This is a genomic window from Polyangium sp. 15x6 (assembly GCF_029960785.1).
Classification (GTDB): Bacteria; Myxococcota_A; Polyangia; order Polyangiales; family Polyangiaceae; genus Polyangium.
In genome coordinates this window covers 1-23,189 of the sequence record NZ_JASBQE010000053.1, presented here as the reverse complement: position 1 = coordinate 23,189, position 23,189 = coordinate 1, and the positions used below count along the sequence as shown (strand labels likewise).

Sequence of the window (23,189 nt, the reverse complement as noted above, 5' to 3'; positions counted from 1 at the left end):
GCCGCCCCCCTGTCAATGTGCCGAGGCCGGATCCTGGCTTCTGGCGAACGAACACACGCACGCTGCAATGCGTCGCCGTCTTTGGAAGTCCAAAGATCACGCTCATTCTACATGAGCGAGCTTGACGGGTTCGGGGAAGGGGGTTAATGGACGGACTCCGGGGGGCGCGTGACGGAAATACTCGTCGTAGACGACAGCAAAGTGATGCGAGAAATGATCGTCGCGTGCCTGCGCGCGGTCGAGGACTTCGCCTTCACCCACGCCGCGAGTGGTCTCGAGGCCATCGAAAAGCTGGCGCTCCAGAGCTTCGACCTCGTCGTGCTCGACCTCAACATGCCCGACATCGGCGGTTTCGAGGTCATCGAGTTCGTCCGTGGTCAGGACAAACTCAAACGCCTGCCCATCCTCGTCGTGACCACGCGAGGAGACGAGGGTTCCCGCTCGCGCGCCCTCGGCGCAGGCGCTTCGCAGTTCATGACGAAACCTTTCACGCCCGATGCAATCCTGGCGAACGTGCAATCCATCCTCCGCCAGGGTGCGGCGGGATTCCATGAGTAGCGGGTTCGACGCGAGCGAATTTCTGGCCGGATATCTGGTCGAGGCCGAAGAGCATCTCTCCGCCTCGACGATGAACTTGCTCGCCGTCGAGGCCTCGCTGCGCAAAGGCGAGAACAATCCGCGAGCCGTGCGCGAGCTCTTTCGCTCGCTCCACACCGTCAAAGGCCTGTCCGCAATGGTGGGCGTCGAGCCCATCGTGGACATCGCCCACGCCATGGAAACGGTGCTGCGCCATGCCGATCGCGCGGCCGGGGCGCTTTCGGCCAAAGCGGTGGAGGCCCTGCTCGCAGGGCTACGCGCCATTGGAGAGCGGGTGCGGGCGCTGTCGGTGAACGCGCCCGTCGCGCCCGCGCCCCCGCACCTGCTCGACGCGCTCGCCGCGCTGGAGATCACGAAAAACGAGGCGCCCCTCACCGTCGAGATCGACCTCGAGCCCGATGTGCTCGTCAAGCTCTCCGCCGCGGAGAGGGCCCAGCTCATTCAAGGCGTGGAAGGCGGACGGCGCGCGCTGCGGGTCGATTTCGTGCCGTCGCCCGCCCGCGCGGCCGAGGGGATGACCATCACGACCGTGCGTGAGCGAATCGGCGCGTTCGCGGAGATCGTGAAGGTCGTGCCGCTCTCGATCCCGGTGAGCGACGCGGCGCCCGGCGGGCTCGCCTTCGCCCTGCTCGTTCTCACGGACGGGCGCGACGAGGAGCTCGCCGCGGCGGTCGGCGCCACGCCGGAGCACGTGCGGGAGGTGCTCCACCCCCGGCCCGAAGGCGGGGCGGATCCGCTCGGCGAGCCGTCGACGGCAGAAGAAGACGTCGGCGAGACCGAAGGGCGGAGGCGCGGGATCGTGCGCGTCGAGGTCGCGCGCCTCGACGACGCGCTCGAGCGGCTCTCGGCGCTCGTGATCACCCGCTTCCGCCTGGCGCGCGCCGTGGACGCGCTCGCCGCGCAGGGCGTGAACGTGGGCGAGCTCGGCGACATCGTGAAGAGCTACGGCCGGCAGGTGCGCGACCTCCGCGGCGCGATCATGCGCGCCCGGATGGTGCCCGTCGCCGAGCTGCTCGACCGCGTGCCGCTCATCGTGCGAGGGCTGAGCCGCGCCACGAACAAGCCGGTCCGCGTCGTGATCGACGCCGGCAAGGCGGAGCTCGACAAGGCGGTGGCGGAGCGGATCTTCCCGGCGATCGTGCACCTCATCCGCAACGCGGTCGATCACGCGATCGAGCCCCCAGCCGAGCGGCGTCGTCTGGGCAAGCCCGAGGAGGGCCTCGTGCGGGTGACGTGCTTCGAGCGCTCCACGAACCAGCTCGAGCTCTGCATCATCGACGACGGGCGCGGCATCGACCGTGAAGCGGTGGCGCGCAAGGCATCCCGCCCCGTGCCCGCGGACGACGCGGGGCTGCTCGATCTCATCACGCAGCCGGGGCTGACGACGCTCGAACAGGCGACGAAGACGAGCGGGCGGGGGCTCGGGATGGACATCGTGAAGCGCGCCGTGGTCGATCAGCTCGGCGGCGAGATGTCGCTGCGCACCACGCTGGGCGCCGGCACCACGTTCACGCTGCGCATCCCCCTCACGATCACCATCGTCGACGCCTTCTCCTTCGTGTGCGGCGATCAGACGTTCGTGGCGCCCGTCGCGGCGATCGAGGAGATCGTCGAGGTCGCGCCGGAGGGGCTCGTACGCGGGCCCGCGCGGCATACACGTTTCGGCGAGGTGAGGTTCCTCGAGCGGCGCGGGGAGATCGTGCCCCTCGTGAACCTCGCGTCCGTCTTCTCGCTCGGCGCCGGGGACGAGCCGAAGGCGCTGCTCGTGCGGCGCAACGGGGCGCCGCTGGCGTTCGGGATCCAGCGGATGGTCGGGCAGCAGGAGGTCGTGATCCGGCCGCTCGAGGACCCGCTCGTCAAGGTGGCCGGCGTCTCCGGCTCGACGGATCTCGGCGACGGCCGGCCCACGCTGGTCCTCGACCTCGTGGCGCTCTCCGGGGCGCTTTCCCAGAACCGCACGGAGGTGGCCGTATGAGCGAGCTCTACGTCGTCTTCAAGGTCGAGGACGGCGAGTACGTCCTGCAGGCCTCGGACGTCCTGCAGATGGAGTCCTTCGCAGGCGCGACGAAGGTGCCGGGGACGCCGCCGTACGTCGCGGGGCTGATCCACATCCGGGGCCGCGTCGTGCCGGTCGTCGATCTGCGGCTACGCTTCGGGTTGCCGAGGATCGAGCCGACCATGGATTCACGGGTGATCGTGGTCCAGAGCGGCGAACGCACGGTGGGGCTGCTCGTCGACAGCGCGCGCGAGATCATGAAGATCGCGCCGGAAGGCCTTTCGGCGCCGCCGTCGTGGATGGGGGGCGAGAGCGCCGGGTTCGTGAAGAGCGTGGCCCACGTCGAGCGCAGGCCGGGCGAGAAGCGCCTCGTGATGCTGGTCAATTTCCAAAAAATCATCGGTCAGGAAGGCATTTATGTCGACGAACGGAACGGCTGAGATCGACCTCGCACTCGCGAAGGCTGCAGAGGCGGAGCGCGAGCTGCGCCGGACGGCGACGCAGGCGAACGCGCTCGAGCAAGCCGCGTCGCGCCTCGCCGCGGGGACCGAAGGGCGGGCGTCGTCGGGCCAGGAGCTTCGCGCCTCGCTGGACGAGCTCGCGGACGAGGTCGAATCGACGAGCATCTCCCTGCAGGCGCTCGCGCGGGGGCAGCAGCGGATCCGCGACGACGCGAGCGAGGTGCTCCGGGGCCTCGAAGCCACGGCGAGCGGGCTGCAACAGCTCGCGCCGAGCATCAACAGCGTCCGGAGCGACACGGAAGCGCTCGCGGCCTCGGCGGAGGGGACGGCGGCAAGTACGGAAGAGATCGCTCGTTCGATCAAGGGCGTCGGCCAGAACGCCGAGGAGCTCGCGACCGCGAGTGAAGAGCTGCTCGCGACCTCGACGGCGAACACGAAGGACCTCACCGATCTCGCCGAGCGGGGCGAGTCGAACGCAGCTTCGATGGAGGAGGTCGCGACGACCATCGAGCAGATGGCCAAGGGCATCGGGAGGCTCTCCGCGGATGCCAAGGGCGTCGGCGAGCGGATCCTCGGCATGGCCACGGCCGTGACGAGCACGGGCGCGGCGCTCGAACGGGTGACGCGGGACGCCGCCGAGATGGCGAGCGCGGTCGAGGAGACGTCGGCCACGGCCGAGCAGATGGCGCGGTCGACCAAGAGCGTCGCCGACCACGCGAAGAGCTTCGAGGAGGCCACGACGGCGAACGCCAGCTCGATCACCGAGATCGCGGCGTCCGTGGAGCAGGTCGCGGTGACGGCCGAGAGGAACGCCGCGGTGATCGAAGGGAACGCGGCGGCCGCGGAAGAGCTCGCGCGCTCGGCGCAGTCGATGGCGCAAGGCGCCGAGCAGATCAATCAGCTCGCCGCGACGAGCGCCGCGGCGTCGGCGCAGGTCGAGGCCTCGACGCGGCGGATCGTCGAGATCGTCGTGAGCGCGCGCAAGACCGCCGACCAGAGCGTGGCGACGGCGCGCGAAGGGGCGGCCACCGTGGGCAAGTCCATCGCGGGCCTCGGGAACATCCGCCAGGCGATGGTCGAGTCGGCAGGCGTGATGAAGGAGATGGGCCGCCGCGCCGAGGAGATCGGCGACATCGTGCAGACGATCAACATGATCGCGGACCGCACGAACCTCCTGTCGCTCAACGCGAGCATCGAAGCTGCGCGCGCGGGCGAGCACGGGCGGGGCTTCGCGGTCGTCGCCGAGGAGATCCGCGCGCTGTCGGATCGCGCGGCCGCGGCGAGCGCCGACATCGCCAAGATCGTCCGGGGCCTGCAAGGCACCGCGCGGGAAGCCGTGAGCGCGTCCGTGGAGGGCGTGAAGACCGCGGAGGACGCCTCGCGCCTCGCCGTCGACGCCGAGCGCGCGCTCGGGACGATCCTCGAAGGCGTGGAGGGGATCGGGCGGTCGGTGCGCGAGGTCGAGCGGGCGAACGGCGATCAGGTCCAGGCCGTGACCTCGATGGCCCAGATCGCCGCGCGCGTGAACGAGGAGGGCAAGGCGATCGCGCGCGGGGCTGCCGAGCAGACGAGCGCCATCCAGTCGCTCGCGCAGGGCAGCAGCGAGATGCGCCGCATGGCCCGGCAGACGAAGGAGGCGACCGGCGAGCAGGCCCGCAGCCTGCGCGACGTCGTCCGCGCCAACACGCTTCTCACGCAGAACGCCGAGAAGGTCTCGCGGGCGATGAGCGAGCAAGCCGCCGGGGCCGTGCAGCTCGCCAAGGCGGCCGTGCAGATGCGCGCGCTGACGCACCAGACGAGCGCGGCGATGGTGGAGCAAACGCGGGCCCTCACGAGCGTGGGCGCGCTCGCGCAGGAGGTCACGAGCGCGGCGCAGCGGATGATCACGGGTCTCAGCGAGCAGGCGGCCGGCGCGGCCGAGGTGGCGCGGGCGGTGGACGACGCGCGCAAGCAGGCCGTGCAGGTCGCCCGCGTCGTGGCCGAGCGTTCGCGCGCGGCCAAGCAGGTCGACGCGGCGTCGCGGCAGGTCGCCACGCTGGCAGCGGCGGTGAAGGCCGCGGCCGTCGAGCAGGCCAAGGCCACCACGGCCCTCGCGAAGGAGGGCGAGGCCGTGCGGCGCATCGCGAAGCAGGCCGCGCGCGCGGTCGCCGAGCAAGCGGAGACGGTCGCCATGCTGGCCACGACCGCGGCGCGGCAGACGACGTCCATGCAGACGATCGCGAGCGCTTCCTCGGAGCAAGCGAGCGCCGCCGAGAAGCTCACGAAGACGTTCGTCGACATGCGCGGGCGCACGCGCGCCGCGGCCGGCGCGCTGCTCGCGCAGGCGCGGGATGCGCTCGCCGCGCGGGACACGCTGGGGCAGGTGGTCGATCAGGTGGCGCGCATCCGGGACGCGAGCGCCGGGCACGCGGACACCGTGGCGAGCCTGTGGTCGGCGCTCTCCAGGCTACGGACGGAGGCGAACGGGACCGCCGGAGGAGCGGCATCGGAGTCATGAGCACGGCCCCAGGGAGCTTCACGTTCTCGGACGCGGAGAAGGAGCGCATCGAGGAGATCCGCACGCTCGAGGCGATGGGCGCAACCGGCGTGCCCGAGCTCGTCGAGATGCTCGTCGACCCGAGCTGGACGGTGCGGCGCAAGGTGGTGGCCGCGCTCGCCGCGATCGGCGACGCCGCGGTGGAGCCGCTCTGCGCCGCGCTGCGCGACAGGCGCGACAACGAGGCGCGTATCGCGGCCGCCGTCGACGCGCTCTCGGCCTCGGCCGGGGATGCCGATCCCGCGATCCTCGCGCTCGCCGACGAAGGCGCCCCCGCGGTCCTCGCCGACGCGGCGCAGATCCTCGGACGTCGCAAGAGCATGCTCGCCCTGCCCAGGCTCGCCGAGCTCGTCTCGCACCCCGACGACAACGTGGCCGTCGCCTCGGTCGAGGCGCTCGGGCGCATCGGGGGCCGGCGCGTGGTGGAGTCGCTCGTGCGGGTCGTGACGGGCGGCAACTTCTTCCGCACCTTCCCGGCCATCGACGTGCTCGGGCGCAGCGGCGATCCGCGCGCCGTGGAGCCGCTCGCCGATCTGCTCCTCGACATGCGGTACATGCTCGAGGCCGCTCGCGCGCTCGGCCGCACCGGCAATCGCGCCGCGGTCGCGCCGCTCGTGCGGCTGCTCGCCCGTCCCGGCGACGCGATCGTCCGCTCCGTGGCCCTCGCGCTCGCGGAGCTGCGCGAGAGGCACGCCGAGCTCTACGGCGTGTCCGCGCCGATCGACGAGGCGCTGCGCCGCGCGGTGCCCGTGCCCGCGACCGTACGGCGGTTCGTCCAGGGCCTGCGCGGCGCGAATCAGGCCGAGCAGATCGCGATCTGCGCGGTGCTGGCGGGGCTCGGGAGCGAAGCTGCGATCCCGGAGCTGCGGCCGCTGCTCGATGGCCCGTCCGCGGTGGCGGCCGCGGCCGCCGGCGCCCTCCTCCAGCTCGGGCAGAGCTCGGACGCGCGTGTGCTCGACGCCCTGCGCGACGGCGACTCGCCTCGTCGCCTGCTCCTCCTGCCGCTCGTCACGAGCCGCGCCGCGATGGCGGAGGTGGTCCGCTGCCTCGGCGACGAGGACCCCGAGGTCAGGGCCGCGGCGTGTGACGCGCTCGGCCGCATCGGCGATCCCTCCGCGGTCCGCATGCTCTTTCCGCTCCTCGCCGACCCGAACGGCCGTGTCGTGCACGCGGCGAGCTCGGCGATCCAGTCGCTCGGCAGCGCGGACACCGAGGCGCTCGCGCTCGAGGCCGCGCGGAGCGAGCGCCCCGCCGTCCGCCGGGCCGCGCTGCGTATCCTCGGGTATTTCGGTTACGACGCGGCGTTGCCGGTGTTCCTCGATGCCCTCGGCGATCCCGACACGCGCGTCCGCGAGGTCGCCATCGCCGGTTTGCCCTACCTCGACGCGCCCTCGGCCCTCGACGCCCTGTTCGCGCTGGCGACCGGTCCCGACCCGCGGACGCGCGCGGCGGCGGTGCGTGCCCTCGGGCAATCGACCGCGGAGCCGCGCGTCGTCGCCTGCCTCGTGGATGCGCTCGGCGACGCGGACGCGTGGGTCCGCTATTTCGCCTGCAAATCGCTCGGACGGCTGGGGGACGAGACGTCGGCCCCGCGCATCGCGGCGCTACTCGACGACGAGGCGGGGCACGTGCGCGTGGGGGCGGTCGAGGCGCTCGCGTACCTGCGGGGCGAGGTCGCCGCGGCTGCGCTGCAAAAGGCGGCGGAGGAGCGAGATCCGGACGTCCAGCGCGCCGCGCTCATCGGCCTCGGCCTCATGGGACGGCCCGAGTTGATTCCGCACCTCGTGGCCGGGATGGCCTCGCCCGACGTCGCGACCCGCATCGTGGCGGTCTCGGCCATCGCGGGCGTGCCTTCGCCCGAGGTCTTGCCTGCGCTCGTGCGGGCGGCGGGGGACGCGGACGAGAGCGTCGCCGCGACGGCGATGGGCATTCTCGCGCAGCGGCCCGGGGTGGAGGCCACCCGGGCGCTCGTCGGCCTCTACGCCGCGAATCCGTCGACGCAACGCGCCTTCGCCGCGCTTTGCGCGCCCTTGCCGGGCCGGATCGAGGGCATTCTGGAGGCGCTCGCGACGGCGGACGACGAGCTGTCCGCGCACCTCGCCTCGGCCCTGGCGCGGATGCGCCGCGAGAGCGCGAACGAGGCGCTCCTGGCGGCGCTTGGCCTGCCAAACCCCGCGGCGCGCAAGGCGGCCGCGACCACGCTCGCGGCGCTCGGCACGCGGCAGGCCCACGCCGCGCTCGAGCAGGCGGCTTCGGTGGATCCGGATCCCGAGGTCCGGCGGGTGTGCTCCCTCGTCGTGGCGCAATGGAGCGCATGAACGGATTGCCGATATCCCCCCAGGTCTTCGCGATCCTCGGCGCCTTGATCGAGGAAAAGCTCGGCATCCACTACGGTCCCCTCGACAAGGACCTGCTCGGCGACAAGGTCGCATTGCGCGCCGTCGAGGCGGGATTCGATTCATTGCTCGATTACTACTACTATCTGCGTTACGATCCCGCGGGGCCGGCCGAACTCGACGCGCTGGCCGACGTCCTCGTCGTCGGCGAGACCTATTTCTTCCGCGAGCTCGATCAGCTCGAAGCCATGATGCGCGAGATCCTGATCCCCCTCGCCGAGGCCGGCGGAGCACGCAAGGCTCGGGTCTGGTCGGCGGCTTGCGCGACGGGAGAAGAGCCGTACAGCATGGCCATGATCCTCGCCGAGCGTGGGCTGCTCGATCGGGTGGAGATCGTGGCGAGCGACGTCAGCGCGCGCTCCCTCGCGGCGGCGCGCGCGGGCGAATACGGCCCCCGCTCGCTGCGCAGCCAGGTGAAGGTCCCGCCTTTCGCCTGGCGCTTCCTGCAGAAGAACGACGGGCGAATCGTGGTGAGCGAGGAGATTCGCCGGGCCGTCGATTTCCGACGCCTCAACCTGCTCGACGGGGACGCCATCGAAAAACTCGGGCTCTTCGACGTCATCGTTTGTCGCAACGTACTCATTTATTTCCAGGACGCGACCGCGCGGCGCGTGATCGACGCGCTCACCGGCGTCCTCGTGCCGAATGGCGCCCTGCTCGTGGGAGTCTCGGAGTCGCTCCTTCGGCTCGGCACGGCGCTCCGGTGCGAGGAGCGAGGCGGAGCCTTCGTTTACCGAAAGGTGGGCTGAGTACCCCGCCATGGAGAAACCCATCCGGGTCCTCGTCGTCGACGATTCGGCCTTCGCGCGCAAGGTCTTGCGGGAGGTCCTGAGCAAGCATCCGGGCCTCGAGGTGGTCGATATCGCGCGCGACGGCCTCGACGCGCTCGAGAAGATCGCCGAGTACCACCCCGACGTCGTCGTGCTCGATCTGGTGATGCCGCACCTCGACGGCATTGGCGTATTACGCGCGCTCCCGACGACCGACGCGCCCGCGGTCGTGGCGGTCAGCATCTCGGACGCGCAGAGCGAGCTCGGCAAGCAAGCGCTCGCGTACGGGGCGGTCGACCTGGTCCAGAAGCCCACCTCGCTCGCGACGGATCGGCTGTACGAGTTATCGAACGACCTCGTGGGTCGCGTCCTTGCAGCGGGCAAACACCGGCGAAGCGCGGCGCCGGACATCGAAGCGCCGGCCGTGCAGCCGCGATTGCATCTGACGAGCCTCGTCGTCGTCGGGGCCTCCACGGGCGGCCCGCAAGCGCTCACGCGCCTGTTCACTTCGCTGCCGCGCGATTTTCCGGTGCCCGTCGTCGCGGCGCTGCACATCCCGCCGGGGTATACCGATGCGCTCGCGCGGCGGATGGACCAGGCGAGCGCGCTTTCGGTCAAGGAGGCTGAGGACGACCAGGAGTTATCTCCCGGCCTCGTGGTCCTCGCGCGTGGAGGCACGCACCTCAGGGTCGAGCGACGGGCGGGGCGGCCTTATGCGCGCATCGAGGACGGCCACGTCGAGGCCTTGCACCGCCCGTCGGTGGATCTCCTGTTCCGGAGCGCGGCCGAGGGATTCGGCGCCGGCGCGCTGGGCGTCGTGCTCACGGGAATGGGTGACGACGGCCTCGCGGGCGCGCGCGCCATTCACGCGGCCGGCGGGAGGCTGCTCGTCGAATCGGAATCGTCGTGCGTCGTGTATGGTATGCCGCGATGTGTTCGAGAAGCGGGCCTTGCCTGCGGGGAAGCGCCGATCGACAAGATGGGCGAGCTCCTCGTGCGGCACGTCGCCTAACCCGCCATTCGCTCGTACAGCGCGTGATAAAGCTCATTCCCCAGGGCCCGCCGCACCGCCGTCTTCGCCCCGCCGAGCGCGCGGGCCCGGAGGAGCCACGCCGGCGACGCGCTCGCGAGAGCCTCGAATTCACGCGGTGACGTGCCCTGACGAACCGCGATCCGGCGGAGCACCACCCCCTCGGGCAAACGCCCCGACCTGTGCGCGCCGACGCGCGAGGAATGGAACACGCGGTAGCCCAGCAGGATCCCTGCCTCCACGTCGAGCGCCCGAAATCGGCCGCCGGGAAACGAGATTTGCTCCACGGCGCGGCCCACGTGGTCCTCGATCGTCGCCTTGGAATCGTGGAGCTCCGTGCGCGCCTCGCCCTCCGGCAGGTCGTCGAGGAATCGATGCGTCTGCCCGTGGGAGCCGATCGACATGCCGAGGTCCGCCATCTCGCGCACCTCGGACCAACCGCAAAAACCCGGACGTTTTCCGATAAAATCGGACGTCACGAAAAACGCCGCCCGGAGCCCTCGCTGCAAAAGGCGCGGCAGAGCGTGCCGGTGGCCGCTCGCGTGGCCGTCGTCGAACGTCAGCACGATACGATCACTCGTATGGAGCCGCCTCGGCAGCGCGGCAGGATCCGCCACCGGGAGCCCCTTTCGCGCGAGGATGTCGAGTTGCTCCTCGAAGGCGTCCACGGAGACGGCATACGGCCGATCCGCCGGGTCGATCGCCTCGAGCTCCTCTTCGCCCTCGTAGAGCGCGTGATACATCAGGACGACGAGTCGGCTCATGTCTTCTCCCAGCGCGCGTCGATGCGGCCCTCGAGGTAGTTGCGCAGCGCCAGCACCGAGGCCCGGTTCAATTCGACGAACACCTCGGCGAAGCTCACGAGCCGGCTCCGGCGCAGCGTCGGGATGGCCGCGCCCACGAAGGAGAGCATGTAAAACGCGCCCTGCAGCGTCGCCGCCGCCCGGTAAAACGGCCCGGGGGCCAGCATGGACGACACGTACATCACGCCGAGCGCGTAAGGCACGAGCAGCCGGAACCATTTGTGCGAGACGAACTGGATCCAGAGCGGGTTCTGCCACGGCACGAACAACCACGAGTGCCGCGCGAACGACTGAAAATTGCCGGTGAGCGTGCGAATCTTCCGTTTTCGCTCCCCGGCCACGTTCTCCTGCAGCTCGTCGTAGATCACGGCCCGCGGCTCGAAGACCACGCGGCGACCGCGGCGCGCGAGGTGCATCGGTTGCTCGAAATCGTCGAGCAACGTGCCCGGTTCCAGGGGCTCGTAGTCCTCCCGCCGGATCGCATACAGCGCGCCGGTGACGCCCACCGTCGAGGCGAAGCGGCTCTCCGCCTTGCGGATCCATTTCTCGTATCGCCAGTAAAGTCCGATGTGCGCCGCGGCCTGCGTCCTCGGATCGACGTGCACGAGCTCTCCGCTCACGGCCCCGACGCGGGGCTCTTGCAAGCGGGCCACGAGGTGGCGCACGGCCCGCGGCGCGATCTGCTGGCGAACGTCCGCGAACACGACGACCGGGGTCTGCACGTGGGTCATCGCCACATTCAGCGCGTGCGCCTTGCCCCGCCGCTCCGGATACCCGAGGAGCGTCACGTCGGGCTCGCGCGAGAGAATGGCCTCCGTCGCGTCCGTGGAGCCATCCGAGACGAAAAGAAAACGCAGACGATCGGGCGGATAATCGAGCGCGCGGAGGTTCGCGAGCTTGGCCTCGAGCCGCGCCGCCTCGTCATGGACCGCGATGACCACGGTGACGGTGGGCCATTCGCCCACGACGTCCGGATCGACGGGCTCCTCGCGTCGCAATCGGGAGAGCGCCCAGATCCCGACGGGATATCCGACGTAGGTGTACGCCACGAACGCAAATGCCAGCCAGAACAAGACCTCCATGGCCCCCCGCCCCCCGATCCCGGCCCCGGCGCGCCACGCGTGACCCCCGCCGGTCTCGCACACGTATCTCTAGCGTCGTGCGCGCAAAGGCGCACCTCGTTTGAGGTCGAAATACCTGCTCAGCGAAGCTCGACGAGCTCGCCGTCCGAAGGAGCGACCTCGACGATCCGCGCGCCCTCGGCGCCGCGGACCTCCACCTTCGTGACGGGCTCGCAGGCCCCGTCCGTGCACCGGCCGAGCGCGCATTTGCCCTGCTTGCACGGCCCCGCGCCCCTCGACGGGATCGTGATCCACAAAGGCGAGACGCCGAGCTTCTTGCCCCCGACGAACACGTCGAGCCCCGGCGGATCCGTCCGCAGCTCGACGGCCGTTTTTCCAACCGCGACATTGGGCCTCGGCCCCTTCGCCTTTTCGAGCTCCGGCAGGGGCGGAGGCGGCGCGGGGCTCGGCGGCGGCGCGGGGAGGACGGGCGGCGCGACGACCTCGATCCGGGGCTCTGGGACAGGGGGTGGAGGCGGCACTGTTTGTCCAAAAAGGTTTGCCCCGACGAGCGCCGCCGGCACCGAGACGCCCCCGAGCACGGCGCCGCCCACGCGCCACGGCGAGACGGGATACCGAGGCGCATGCACCCGCCGGTCCGTCCCGAAGACCCAGAACGTCCGCATTTGCTTGCCCCAGCGATAACGCGCCTCGTACACGGGCACCGCGCGCACGACGAGCCGCTGGCCGTGGAGTTTTTCGTTTTCCGGGAACACGTGCGAAGCAATGAGCGCGTTCGCCGCCGCCTCGACGTCCGCGTTCACCCTCGTAAAAGCTCCACGATAAGGACCGGCCCCGCCTTCCCCGCCACGCCCCGGCTCGATGCGGGCCTCTTCCTCGCTGTGGATCACGTCCCCGCCGGCCAGCCCCACGAGCTCGTCCGGCAGATCCGTCTTCTCGATTTGCCGCGAATTCGTGCGCGTCGACCAGCACACGTGGATACGCCGGAAATGACAGAGCCGCCCGAGCCCCGTGCAGGGGCCGCACGTGACCCTGCCGCTGCCGACGCACGTCGAGCACGTCACGCGCCCGCTGCCCCAGCACCCCGAGCAGGTCGACGTGTACGTCTCGGTCCGCGTCGACGTATTGCCCTGCGCATCCGTCTCCGTGGTGGTGCGCGTCTCCGTGGTCCGGCCGTCGCCGCCGCAGTGCGAGCAGATCACGCGCCCGCCGCCGCTGCACGTGCTGCACGTGACGCGGCCGGCACCGGTGCAACGATAGCAGGTGCGCACCTCGTCGGTGTGCGGCACGCGCACGATGACGCGGTGCTCCTGCGTGAAGAGCGGCGGCATTTGAAGGAGGATCTCCCAGGGCCCCGGCGCCCGCCCGTTCTCGGGGCCGTCGACGCGCCCGCCGGCGTACGGCTCGTGCGTCTCCTCGGGGACGCGCGTCTCGGTGTACGATTGAAACACGACGTCGAATGCACCGCTTCGCTCGAACGAGGTCACGTCGAGCCGCGCCGCGAGCCCGCGCCGCCCCCACGTCGTGGTGCGAACGTGTTGCTCCAGAAAGAGGCGCGCGTCTTCGAGCGTGAGCGCGCCGGGGGACGTGGGCGAGGTCGCGGCGGGAGCGTCGTTCATCGGACTCCGGGGAGCCGAGTCTACCCGAGCCGCCTTGGCAACGCACCGACATCGCTGTAACGTCGACGCGCGCGCGAACGATGGCTTTCTGGATCCGACAAGACCAATTCGAGGTGCTCGAACGCGACGTCGGGATCGCGGAGCTTCAACGCGACGTGATCCGCAGGCTCGGCGAGCGCTCGCCCGGCTGCTTCGCCATCGTGCCCGAGCGCGCGATCGCCGCGGTGACGCGGCTCGGCGTGGAGCGCGCCGCGCGCCGCGGGCTCACCCGCGTGGGGCCGGTGCGGCTCTTCGTGGAGACGATGATCCTTTTCGGCTCCGCCTTCGACGACGACCCGCTCTTTCCCTGGGCCGAAGCCGTGCTCGCCGAGGCGCACCCGACGCAGGCCCAGAAGGCCGATCGCTTGCACGACGCCATGATGGAGTACCTCCGCGCCGTGCCCGGAATCGGCCAGGAGCGCACGCTCGCGGCGATGCGGCGGTTCGAGCCGATCGCCACGCGCGCGCTCTCCATGAGCGTCGCGCCCGAGGCGATGCGCGCGGTGATCTTGCAGGAAACACGCGCGCTTTTCCCCGAGCGGCTCGACTACCTCGGGCCCGAGGGCGAGGCCAGGGCCGTCGACGCGTGGACCGCGCTCGCGGAGGCCCACGGATGCAGCGGCGGCGCGGCGGTCGTCTACGCGCTCCTCGCATGCCTGCTCGGGCACGGCTTCGCGACCGATCCGCTCTTCGCCTGGGCGGACACGTCGCTCCGCGGGTGCGACATGCAGGCGATCGTGAGCGAGGCAGGGCTTTATTGCGAGCGGATCCTCCGCTTCATGCACAAGGAGTGATTGCGATGGGATTTCCGGGCGGAGGCACACCGGAGAAGGCCTCGTCGAGCGGAGAAGCGGACTCGAAGCAGGTCTCGTCGCCTGACGAGGGCAGCGCGGTCAAGCCTTGCCCCTGCGATCCGGAAAAGACGATGAGCCCGCAGATGAAGGCCGACATCGCCGCGGTCAACGCGAAGCTCGACACGGCCATCACGAACAACCAGAACAACCTCGATTCGAAGATCGCGTCTTACAAGAAGAAGGGCTGGTCGACCGAGGGCGATCCGAACCTCGAGAACCTCAAGCGGCACGGCGAGGAGCTCAAGCAACGCAAGAAGGATCTGAACGACAAGATCAACGAGTGCGCCTGCCACGGCGACGGGCTCATGAACCTGGCGAACGTCGTGTACAACGAGGCGGGCTCGCACAGCATGAACGCGAAGACGGCCGTGGCCTACGCGTACATGAACCGCACGGGTGGCGTCCCGCGCGTGCCGAACAACGCCGCCGAGATCTCGCATTACAAATCGATCGGGACGCGCGCCCAGGGCATGAACGACAGCAACGCCGGGCTCTTCGCGAAACAGATGACGGACTCGATCGAGGCCGCCTGCCGCAGGCTCCGCGACAAGGATCCGGCGAAGAACGATCCGACGAACGGATCGACGCACTGGGTGAGCCCCGACGCGCTGCCGAGCTCGGCCAACGGCTGCAGGAACGGCTACTTCGCGAACCAAGGGCGCTGCTTCCCCACCTGGACGGACAAACGATGGGAGCCCGGCGTCAAAGAGACACTCGCCGAGGGCGTGCCCCGCGGCGAGTTCGTCTTCTACAACGGCGTCCGGTACTGAGATTCATACGAAGAGGCGATCGAGCCACGCCGCGAGCTTTTCCTCGTCCGCCGGCTGGCTGCGATAGCCGACGTACCCGTCGGGTCGCACCATGTAAATGCTCTCGGAGCGCGCGCCGAAGCGCCGGTGCACTTCGCCGTCCGGATCGAGCAGGACGGGCACGTCCGCGGGCAAGGCCGTGGGGATCTCGGACCCGGGGACGATGACATACGCACGCACGCGCTCGCCGAGCCGCGCCCGCGCCACGTTCACGACGCGCCCGAGCCGCTCGTAGCCCTCGTTCGTCGCGGCCGCGCCGTCGAAGCAGAGCAGCGTGTGCTGCGTGCCGCGGAGGAGGTTGTGCAGCGTGTCGCTGCCGACCGGCATGTCCGGCACGCGCGCCCCGGGCGCGGGGCCGTCGCCGAAATGGATCCAGTCCGACAAACCCGGGCGCTCGTCCGAGCCGGTGACGCGGATGTTCCACAAGGACGATTGGTCCTGCCCGACGATCGGGCTCTTCGGATAGGCGACCTCGATCTGCGACACCGTCCGGCCCGCGCGCTCTTTCACGAAGCCGAGGCTCGTCACGAAGTTCATGAGGTGGTTGCGGATCCCGATCGTGAGCGGGCTCTTCAGCGTGAGCGCCGTCTGGAGCCCGCGCGTGCTCACGTCCGTGAAGCGCAACGTCTCCGCAGCCACGGGCCGCCGCTCGGCCTCGTACGAATCGAGGAGCGCGTCCTTCGCCACGCCGCGCGCCACGAGCGCGAGCTTCCAGGCGAGGTTGTACGCGTCCTGGATCCCCATGTTCATCCCCTGCCCGCCCGCCGGGCTGTGAATGTGCGCCGCGTCGCCGGAGAGGAACACGCGGCCGACGCGGTAATGCGGGACGATGCGGCAATGAATGCGGAAATCGATCATCCACGCGGGATCCCCGAGGGACGAACCCGCGGGGCCACGCTCCTTCAGTAGCGCCTGGAACGACGAAAGCTCGACGGGGCGATCGTCGTCGGGATCGACGAACGTGAGCATGCGATACCGCCCCTCGCCCGGCAGCGGGAAGAAGGCGAGCATGCCGCTCGGGCCGAGGAAAATCGCGAGCTCGTCCTCGTGCACCGCGACCGGGAGCTCGACGCGGACGTCGGCCTGCATGATGCGCACATCGTAGGTCGAGCCCTCGAACGGAAGGTCGAGCGCCTTGCGAACGGTGCTGTGCGAGCCGTCGCAGCCGAGCAGATACGGCACGCGCACCTCCTCGAGCCAGCCGTCCTCCGCGGCGAGCGCGGCCGTCACGCCGCCCTCGTCCTGCGAAAAGCTCTGGAGCTTGACCTTGCGCTCGACCTTGATGCCGTGCGCGCGTTCGAGGTGCTCGGCGAGCACGAGCTCGGTCTCGCGCTGCGAGAGGCTCAGCAGAAAAGGATACGGCGAGTCGATTCCGCTGATCTCGACCCGCGCGATACGCTCGAGCGCGGGCGTCATGACGCGCGCGCCCCCGACCTGCCGGCCGCGCGCGAGGATGGGGTCGACCACGCCCATGTCGTGAAAACATTCGAGCGTGCGGGCGTGGATGACCTGCGCTTTCGACCAGATCGAAGGGCCTTCGCCCTGGTCGATGATCCGGCACGAGAGACCGTGCCGCGCGAGCTCCGCCGCCATCACGAGCCCCACCGGGCCCGCCCCCACCACGAGCGCATCCAACGCCATCGCCGCTCCCTCCGTTCGCCGCGCCGAACGCCGCAGCCCTCCGGCATCATACTAGGAAATCGGCGTGTTCGAGGGGTAGGATTCGCACGATGCCGGAACGGAAGGACTTCGGGGATGCCCTCGTGAAGGCCGCGCTCGCGCCGATCCAGGCCGCGAACGCGCGCCTCGGCGAGGGGGCGATCGGCGAGGGGATCGCCGCGCTCTCGAAGGCCGATCTGCTCGCCGGTCTGCAGCAGGGCATCGAGAAGGCCGCCGCGGTCTTCAAGTTCCGGAAGGTCGACGTCGAAGCGCTGCTGCCGTGGGACGCGCTCTTGCCCGCGCTCGATCGCCTGGAGGCCGCCCAGATCGCCGCGCTGCGCGCCGTGCAACAGCACATGGCCACGGTGGGCGGCCCGCTCTCGGGCCCCACGCGAGGAGCGGCCTTCGATGCGCGAAAGCAGACCGGCGCCGAGGCGCTCTTCAAAGTCGCGAAGCGGTTCACGACCGATCCGAGGGTCTGCGGGCCCATCGAGCTCTTCGGCACGGAGGTCTCCGGGTGGGAGACGCTCGTCTTGCAGTGCGGCGATCGGCTCGAATCGAGCCCGCTGCACGCGCGGTATGCGCGGCGGAAGCTCCTCGTCCGCTCGGCGCTCGTGATCGTCATCCTCGGATCGTTCTCGGTCGCGTGGCGATCGGCCTACAAGACGAAGCAGATCGAGCAGGCCCGCACCCGCGTCGACGTCGCGCTCCGCGCGGAGGATCCGTGCGCGGTCGAGAAGCTCGCGCCCGAGGACATCACGCTCGCGACGCCGGAGCAGGTCACGGGCGAGAAATCGCGCCTCGAGGCCTGCGCGACCGGGCGGGCCCGCGCCCGGTACGTCGCGGCTTGCGAGACGCTCGCGAAAAACTTCGACGCGGGCAAGCTCTCGGCGGACGATCTCGCGCTCGCCAAGGAGGCGGCGCCGCGCCTCGAACGCGCGCAGAAGCGCGAGCTCGGCGTCGAGGATCTGCTCGCGACGCCGAAGGACATGCCTTGCCAGGACAGCCCGTCGAAGGACCGGTTCTTCGGGACGTACGCGGCGGCGGCGGCGGATTCGACGAAGGCGTGGACCGAGGCGACGCGCGTCTCCGACGACCTGCGCGACGCGCTCCGCGGCAAGGACTTCTCCACGAAGCCGTACCGGGACGAACTCACGCGGCGCGCCGAGCCGGCGGCGGCGAGGGCGATCGTGAGCGGAAAACCCGAGGACATGGAGCTCGGCAAGAAGCTCTGCGACTTCGCGGCGTCGTTCGGGATCGAGCGCGGGAAGAAATGCACCGGGCTCGCGGCGGTCCTCGGGAAGCAGCGGTGAGAGAGGCTTGCTTGAACCTCGAACGATTCTGCATGGCCCACCCAGGCGCTTTCTTGATCCCGGCCGAGCACCTCGACGAGAGCTCCGTCTCGGCCGAGGTGCGGGCGCTGCTCCGCGAGGGGCGTGGTTTGTCGGAGGAGCGGATCGCCCTGTTCGAGCACGGCTACCGGCTCTACCGTGAGCGCGCGGCCTCGCTGCACGCCCGCGCGCCGGGCTCGTGGCTGCCGCCGCGCAAGGCGAACGTCCTCGTCGTCACGGATCCCTCGCGCGTCCGGCCGTACAGCGCGCCTTTCCTCGGCGTCACGTGGACCTTGTACGCCTCGGACCTCGATCCCGCGCGCTCGCACGAGGAGTACGTCTGTTATCAGATCTTCCACGTCGAGCGCCTCGCCTTCCTCAAGGCCCTGCGCGCGGCCGTCTGCTTCAACCTGAGTTACTTCCTCACGCGGACCGAGGACGAGCTGCACGATTTCTCCCGCGCCGCCTCGCGCTCGACGCGGCCCGACGCTCCGGCCTTCGTGGCCCTCGCCCGCGCGCTGCCGTGGATCCGGACGCTGTATCACCTCCCGCTGCGCGAGCCGCCGGCCGGGACGAACGAGCCGCTCGGCCACGTCGACGGCGCGGATCTTTTGATCCCCAAGGGAACACGTCCGGACCTGCTCGCCCTCTTCGGCGCGTTCGACGCCGCGGCCCGCGAGATGGAGGCGACCTTCCTCGCGGCGCAGGCGCCCCGGGCCGCAGGGCGAGAGGCGGTCGATTCCGTGTGCGTTTTCCTTTCGGAGGAGCGCCCGGACGTCCTCCTCGTGGAGCCGCCCGATCGTATCGTGTATCGGCCGGAGGACGCGACGAACCTCGAGGAAGCCCGCAAAGCGCTCGCGCCCCTTGTCTCCCCGCGCGCGGGCGAGAGCTTGCGCGAGGACCTCCGGCTCGCGAGCGACAAGAGCCGCGCCGTGCTCGCGACGCTCCGGGATCCCGACGTGCTGTTTCGGACGAGCGCGGAGGTGGATCTCGAAGGCGGCGTGTACGTGCGCGCGGACCTGCGCCGCATCGTGTACGAGCTGCGCCAGCCCGGCTTCGATCCGCTGCGCGAGGAAGGGCCGCCGTACCACCGGCAGCTCCTCGCCGCGCGCGTGGTCCACGAATGGGGCCACCTCGTGCACGAGGCCGGCCTCGTGCGGATCCCCGAGGCGCGAATGCCCGAATACGCCGAGGCCCTCGCGGCGCTCGAGACGAGCTGGGACACGCTCGTCGCCGCCATGCCCGCGCGCCTCGAAGGCGACGTGAAAAGCGAGCTCGACGAGCTCGGCGCCGATGCAGCCCACCCCGGGCGCGCGCTCGCTCGGGTCATGCTCACGCGGATCGCCGATTACGCGTCGAACGTGTTTTTCCGGAGCTACCTGCAGCCCGAGGAGCTCGAATCGTACGTCCGGACGAACGTGCGCCACCACCTGAACGAGGACCTCGGCCCGCTCGCGCAGCTCACGCGGCACGCGGTCGAAGTGCAGTACCTCGGGCTCGCGTCGTTCCGGGACCCGATCCGTTACTTCCTGGAGACGTCCTACTTCGAGGCGTACTTCGTCCGGACCGGCGTGTTCTCCGAGGAGCACGTGCGGGCGCTCTTCGCGGCGACGGCGCGGATCTGCGCCTGCTACGAGCTCGATCGCGAAGCATTCGTCGACATACCTTGAGGCCGCGCGCCGTTCATCGTTGCAAGATCGCGAATCGCTCTCGCGATTTTGCAACAAAAGAAAGCTCGACTCCGTCCGGTGACATGGCTAGGCGTCGCGCATGCGAGCGGCATCCCTGACATCGATCGGGCTCTTGTACCTCCTCGGGGCGACGGCGTGCGGGGAGCGGAGCGGCGCGCCCGAGGAGCGGCCACGCGACATGGCGGTGCTTCCGAGCTCCGCGACAGCCGAGATGCCAATCGCGCTCCGTGCGGCGGCGATCGCGGCGCGGCAGGCCGAGGCGGGCGAGGCGTATCGTTTCGCCCGGGGAGAGCCGGGGCGACCGCTCCGCGCGGACAATCCGGCGCAAGGGTTCGTCGCGGAAATGAACGCCGCGTCCGTTCGGATCGAGAGCTCGACGGGCGGCGGTGAGGCATTTCAGGCATCGCTGACGTTCGCGGGTTTCGGCTGCGAAGGCGACCTCCGCGCGCCGGCCCTCGCCGAGCCCACGGCCTCCGGGAACCGCACGGAATACCGGCGCGGCGACGTGACGGAGTGGTACGTGAACGGTCCGCTCGGGATCGAGCAGGGCTTCGATGTCGCGAAGGCGCCGGGATGCAAGGGCGAGCTCTCGTTCGAAATGGCCGTGTCGGGCGGGCTCGCGGCGGCGGTCACGACAGGCGGGGAAGCGGTCGAGCTCGTCGATGACAAAGGCGTCGCGCGGCTCCGGTACGGCGAGCTCTACGTCGCCGACGCCACGGGCAAACCCGTGCCGTCTTCGCTCGGCGTGCGCGGCGGGCGCATCACGATCCACGTCGACGACGCGGGCGCCGCCTATCCGCTCCACGTCGATCCGCTCGTGGCCATCCCGCGCTTCCGGTTCACCGCCTCCGACGCGCAGGCGTCGGACTATTTCGGCAGCGGCGTGGCGATCGACGCCGACACCGCTCTCATCGGCGCAGACGGGGACAGTTATGCCGGCGGCACGGACGCTGGATCGGCCTACGTGTTCATCCGCAATGGCCTCACGTGGACCCAGCAGGCCAAGCTCGTCGTGCCCGGCGCGGCCCAGAACGACTTCGTCGGCTCGTCCGTCGCGCTCGACGGCGACACGGCCCTCGTCGGGGCCCGGGGCGACGATACCGCGGCCGGCGCGGACGCGGGCGCGGCCTACGTCTTCGTCCGCAATGGCACGTCATGGTCGCTTCAGGCGCAGCTCGTCGCGTCCGACGCGGCGATGGGTGACGGGTTCGGCGTGTCGGTCGCGCTCGATGGCGACACGGCCCTCGTCGGCGCGGATCTCGACGACACCGCGACCGGCGTGGATTCGGGCTCTGCCTACGTCTTCGTCCGGAGCGGCACCACGTGGACGCAGCAGGCCCAGATCCTGCCGAGCAGCGGGGTCGCGGGAGGGGTGTTCGGCCGGTCCGTCGCGGTCGAGGCCGACACGGCGCTCGTCGGCTCGCCGCACGGGACCGCGGCGGGCCGGGTGTACGTCTATGTCCGGACCGGCGCCACGTGGACGCAACAAGCCTCGATTGGCCCGTCGGACGGCGCGGCGGACGACCGTTTCGGCAGCGCGGTCGCCTTGAGCGGCGACTCGGCGCTCATCGGCTGCCCCTACGACAACACGGGGTTCGGGCTCGACGTCGGATCGGCGTACGTGTTCACGCGAAACGTGAATACGTGGACCCAGCAAGCCAAGCTCCTGGCAGGCAACGCCGTGGAGAACATGATCTTCGGCAACGCGGTCGCGATCCGCGGCGACCGGGCCGTCGTCGGCGCGTACCGCGCCGAGCCCCTGGGCAACTCGGCCGTCGGCGCCGCGTACGTGTTCGTGCGCAACGGCATTACCTGGTCGCAGCTCACGCAGATCGACGGACCGAACGGCCTTGGGTTGTTCGGGTACAGCGTCTCGATGAGCGGCAATCACTTCCTCGTCGGGGCGGTCACCGAGTCCTTCGACGCGAAGGGGGACGCGGGCGCGGCGTACGTGTTCGAGCTCTTCGAGGAGCTCCCGAACGGCGCGGCCTGCAATGTCGCGGAGGAGTGCACGAGCGGCTTCTGCATCGACGGCGTGTGCTGCAACAGCGCCTGCGGCTCCGGGGTCTCGACCGATTGCCAGGCGTGCAGCGTGACCCAGGGCGCGGCCATGAACGGCACGTGTGGCCCTGCGGTGAGCGGAACCGTGTGCCGCGCGGCGAACGGCGGCTGTGACGTCGCGGAGACGTGCAATGGCTCGTCGACGAGCTGCCCGTCGAACAAATACATCGCCGCCGGGACGATCTGCCGCGGCGCGGCGGGCCCGTGCGACGTGACGGAGACGTGCAGCGGGAACGGCGCGGCCTGCCCCGCCGACGTGATCGCCCCGGCGGGGACGTCGTGCCGGCCGTCCGAGGGCGCCTGCGACGAGGCCGAATTCTGCACGGGGTCCGGCGTGGTTTGTCCCGACGACGTCTTCAAGCCGGCCGGCACGACCTGCCGCGCCCAGGCGGGCGTCTGCGACGTGGCCGAGAGCTGTACCGGCGACGCGGCGGCTTGCCCGACGGACACGCTCAAGCCGGCTGGCACCACGTGCCGCGCCGCAGCGGGCGCCTGCGACGTGGCCGAGAGCTGCACCGGGAGCAGCGTCGCCTGCCCTGCGAATACGTACCTCCCGACGGGCACGACCTGCCGCGCGTCGGCGGGCGCCTGCGACGTAGCCGAGGTTTGTCCTGGCAATGGCGCGAGTTGCCCCGGCGATACCTTCCTCGCCGCCGGGACCAACTGCCGCGCGGCGGCGGGCGCCTGCGACGTGGCCGAGGTTTGCCCCGGCAATACAGCCGCTTGCCCCGGCGACGTCCTCGTACCCGCCGGCACCACGTGCCGCGCGGCGGCGGGTGTCTGCGACATCGCCGAGGTGTGCACGGGCGCGAGCGGCGCGTGTCCGAACGACGTCCTCCAGGGTCCCATGGTGATGTGCCGACCCGCGGCCGGCCCTTGTGACGTCGCGGAATCGTGTGACGGCGCGAATGTCGCCTGTCCGCTCGACTTCGTGGCCGACGTCATGACGGTCTGCCGCCCTGCGGCCGGGCCGTGTGACGTGCCGGAGAAATGCGACGGCGTCGGCAAGGGCTGCACGGCGGACGTGATCGCCGACACGACGGTCACGTGCAGGCCGGCCGTGGATCTGTGTGACGTGCCGGAGAAATGCACCGGCGTGTCGACCACGTGCCCGCTCGACATGACGTTCCCCGACGGAACGGCGTGCAACAACGGGGTTTGCCTCGAAGGCGAATGCACGGACGGCACCGGAGGTGGGGGTGGCAGCGGCGGCGACGGCGGTGCCGGCGGCATGGGCGGCGCAGGCGGCAGCGGCGGCGCGGGCGGTAACGGCGGCAGCGGCGGCGCGGGCGGTAACGGCGGCAGCGGCGGCGCGGGCGGTAACGGCGGCAGCGGCATCGCGGGCGGCGGCCTCGGGGACGTCGCGGGCGCGCTCGGCGGCGCCACGGGCGCGGATGCGCTCGGCGGCATGCTCCAGCTCGTCGGCACCTTCGTGTATCCGGCGCTCAAGATGAT

General features: G+C 70.6%; 15 protein-coding genes and 1 pseudogene. 12 read left to right on the top strand and 4 right to left on the bottom strand.

Annotation, left to right across the window (positions count from 1 at the left end):
• Positions 1 to 168: 168 nt before the first annotated feature.
• The 7 genes from QHF83_RS31805 to cheB are packed head-to-tail and all read left to right on the top strand — an operon-like array spanning position 169 to position 9,768.
• Positions 169 to 558, top strand: coding sequence for a response regulator (locus QHF83_RS31805; protein WP_282421754.1), 390 nt, complete (start codon positions 169 to 171; stop codon positions 556 to 558).
• Complete coding sequence (locus tag QHF83_RS31800) at positions 551 to 2,572, top strand: chemotaxis protein CheW (RefSeq protein ID WP_282421753.1); 2,022 nt, start codon at positions 551 to 553, stop codon at positions 2,570 to 2,572. Before QHF83_RS31805 ends, QHF83_RS31800 begins: the two co-directional genes overlap by 8 nt.
• Positions 2,569 to 3,033, top strand: a complete 465-nt coding sequence (locus tag QHF83_RS31795) for a chemotaxis protein CheW (RefSeq protein WP_282421752.1) — start codon at positions 2,569 to 2,571, stop codon at positions 3,031 to 3,033. Before QHF83_RS31800 ends, QHF83_RS31795 begins: the two co-directional genes overlap by 4 nt.
• Positions 3,011 to 5,551: a methyl-accepting chemotaxis protein gene (locus QHF83_RS31790; protein WP_282421751.1), complete on the top strand. Its 2,541-nt coding sequence runs from the start codon at positions 3,011 to 3,013 to the stop codon at positions 5,549 to 5,551. Before QHF83_RS31795 ends, QHF83_RS31790 begins: the two co-directional genes overlap by 23 nt.
• Entirely contained in the window at positions 5,548 to 7,908 is a 2,361-nt protein-coding gene (locus QHF83_RS31785) for a HEAT repeat domain-containing protein (protein ID WP_282421750.1), read from the top strand. The genes QHF83_RS31790 and QHF83_RS31785 overlap by 4 nt, the downstream gene beginning before the upstream one ends.
• On the top strand, positions 7,905 to 8,735 hold the full coding sequence (locus QHF83_RS31780) for a protein-glutamate O-methyltransferase CheR (RefSeq protein WP_282421749.1): 831 nt from the start codon (positions 7,905 to 7,907) through the stop codon (positions 8,733 to 8,735). The genes QHF83_RS31785 and QHF83_RS31780 overlap by 4 nt, the downstream gene beginning before the upstream one ends.
• A gap of 10 nt (positions 8,736 to 8,745) precedes the next feature.
• The gene (gene cheB, locus QHF83_RS31775; RefSeq protein WP_282421748.1) at positions 8,746 to 9,768 is read left to right on the top strand and encodes a chemotaxis-specific protein-glutamate methyltransferase CheB; all 1,023 of its coding nucleotides are present in this window, start codon (positions 8,746 to 8,748) and stop codon (positions 9,766 to 9,768) included.
• Here cheB and QHF83_RS31770 read toward each other — a convergent pair.
• The 3 genes from QHF83_RS31770 to QHF83_RS31760 form a co-directional block, all read right to left on the bottom strand.
• The gene (locus QHF83_RS31770; protein WP_282421747.1) at positions 9,765 to 10,550 is read right to left on the bottom strand and encodes a polysaccharide deacetylase family protein; all 786 of its coding nucleotides are present in this window, start codon (positions 10,548 to 10,550) and stop codon (positions 9,765 to 9,767) included. The two genes, cheB and QHF83_RS31770, sit on opposite strands and share 4 nt — an antisense overlap.
• Entirely contained in the window at positions 10,547 to 11,671 is a 1,125-nt protein-coding gene (locus QHF83_RS31765) for a glycosyltransferase family 2 protein (protein ID WP_282421746.1), read from the bottom strand. Before QHF83_RS31765 ends, QHF83_RS31770 begins: the two co-directional genes overlap by 4 nt.
• 119 nt (positions 11,672 to 11,790) lie before the next feature.
• The gene (locus tag QHF83_RS31760) at positions 11,791 to 13,290 is read right to left on the bottom strand and encodes a hypothetical protein (RefSeq protein WP_282421745.1); all 1,500 of its coding nucleotides are present in this window, start codon (positions 13,288 to 13,290) and stop codon (positions 11,791 to 11,793) included.
• Between the two features lie 80 nt (positions 13,291 to 13,370).
• Between QHF83_RS31760 and QHF83_RS31755 the strand changes: the two genes are divergently transcribed.
• Both QHF83_RS31755 and QHF83_RS31750 read left to right on the top strand, forming a co-directional pair.
• The gene (locus QHF83_RS31755; protein ID WP_282421744.1) at positions 13,371 to 14,123 is read left to right on the top strand and encodes a hypothetical protein; all 753 of its coding nucleotides are present in this window, start codon (positions 13,371 to 13,373) and stop codon (positions 14,121 to 14,123) included.
• Between the two features lie 5 nt (positions 14,124 to 14,128).
• A complete protein-coding gene (locus QHF83_RS31750) occupies positions 14,129 to 14,953 on the top strand; it encodes a hypothetical protein (RefSeq protein ID WP_282421743.1) in 825 nt (274 codons plus the stop codon).
• A 3-nt stretch (positions 14,954 to 14,956) separates the two neighbouring features.
• Here QHF83_RS31750 and QHF83_RS31745 read toward each other — a convergent pair whose 3' ends face one another.
• Entirely contained in the window at positions 14,957 to 16,633 is a 1,677-nt protein-coding gene (locus QHF83_RS31745) for an FAD-dependent monooxygenase (RefSeq protein ID WP_282421742.1), read from the bottom strand.
• A gap of 89 nt (positions 16,634 to 16,722) precedes the next feature.
• Here QHF83_RS31745 and QHF83_RS31740 point away from each other — a divergent pair, with 89 nt between their 5' ends.
• The 3 genes and pseudogenes from QHF83_RS31740 to QHF83_RS31730 form a co-directional block, all read left to right on the top strand.
• Positions 16,723 to 17,964: a hypothetical protein gene (locus QHF83_RS31740; RefSeq protein ID WP_282421741.1), complete on the top strand. Its 1,242-nt coding sequence runs from the start codon at positions 16,723 to 16,725 to the stop codon at positions 17,962 to 17,964.
• A gap of 11 nt (positions 17,965 to 17,975) precedes the next feature.
• A complete protein-coding gene (locus QHF83_RS31735; protein ID WP_282421740.1) occupies positions 17,976 to 19,652 on the top strand; it encodes a hypothetical protein in 1,677 nt (558 codons plus the stop codon).
• 100 nt (positions 19,653 to 19,752) lie between these two features.
• Positions 19,753 to 23,189, top strand: a pseudogene (locus tag QHF83_RS31730) (hypothetical protein); the annotation flags it as partial.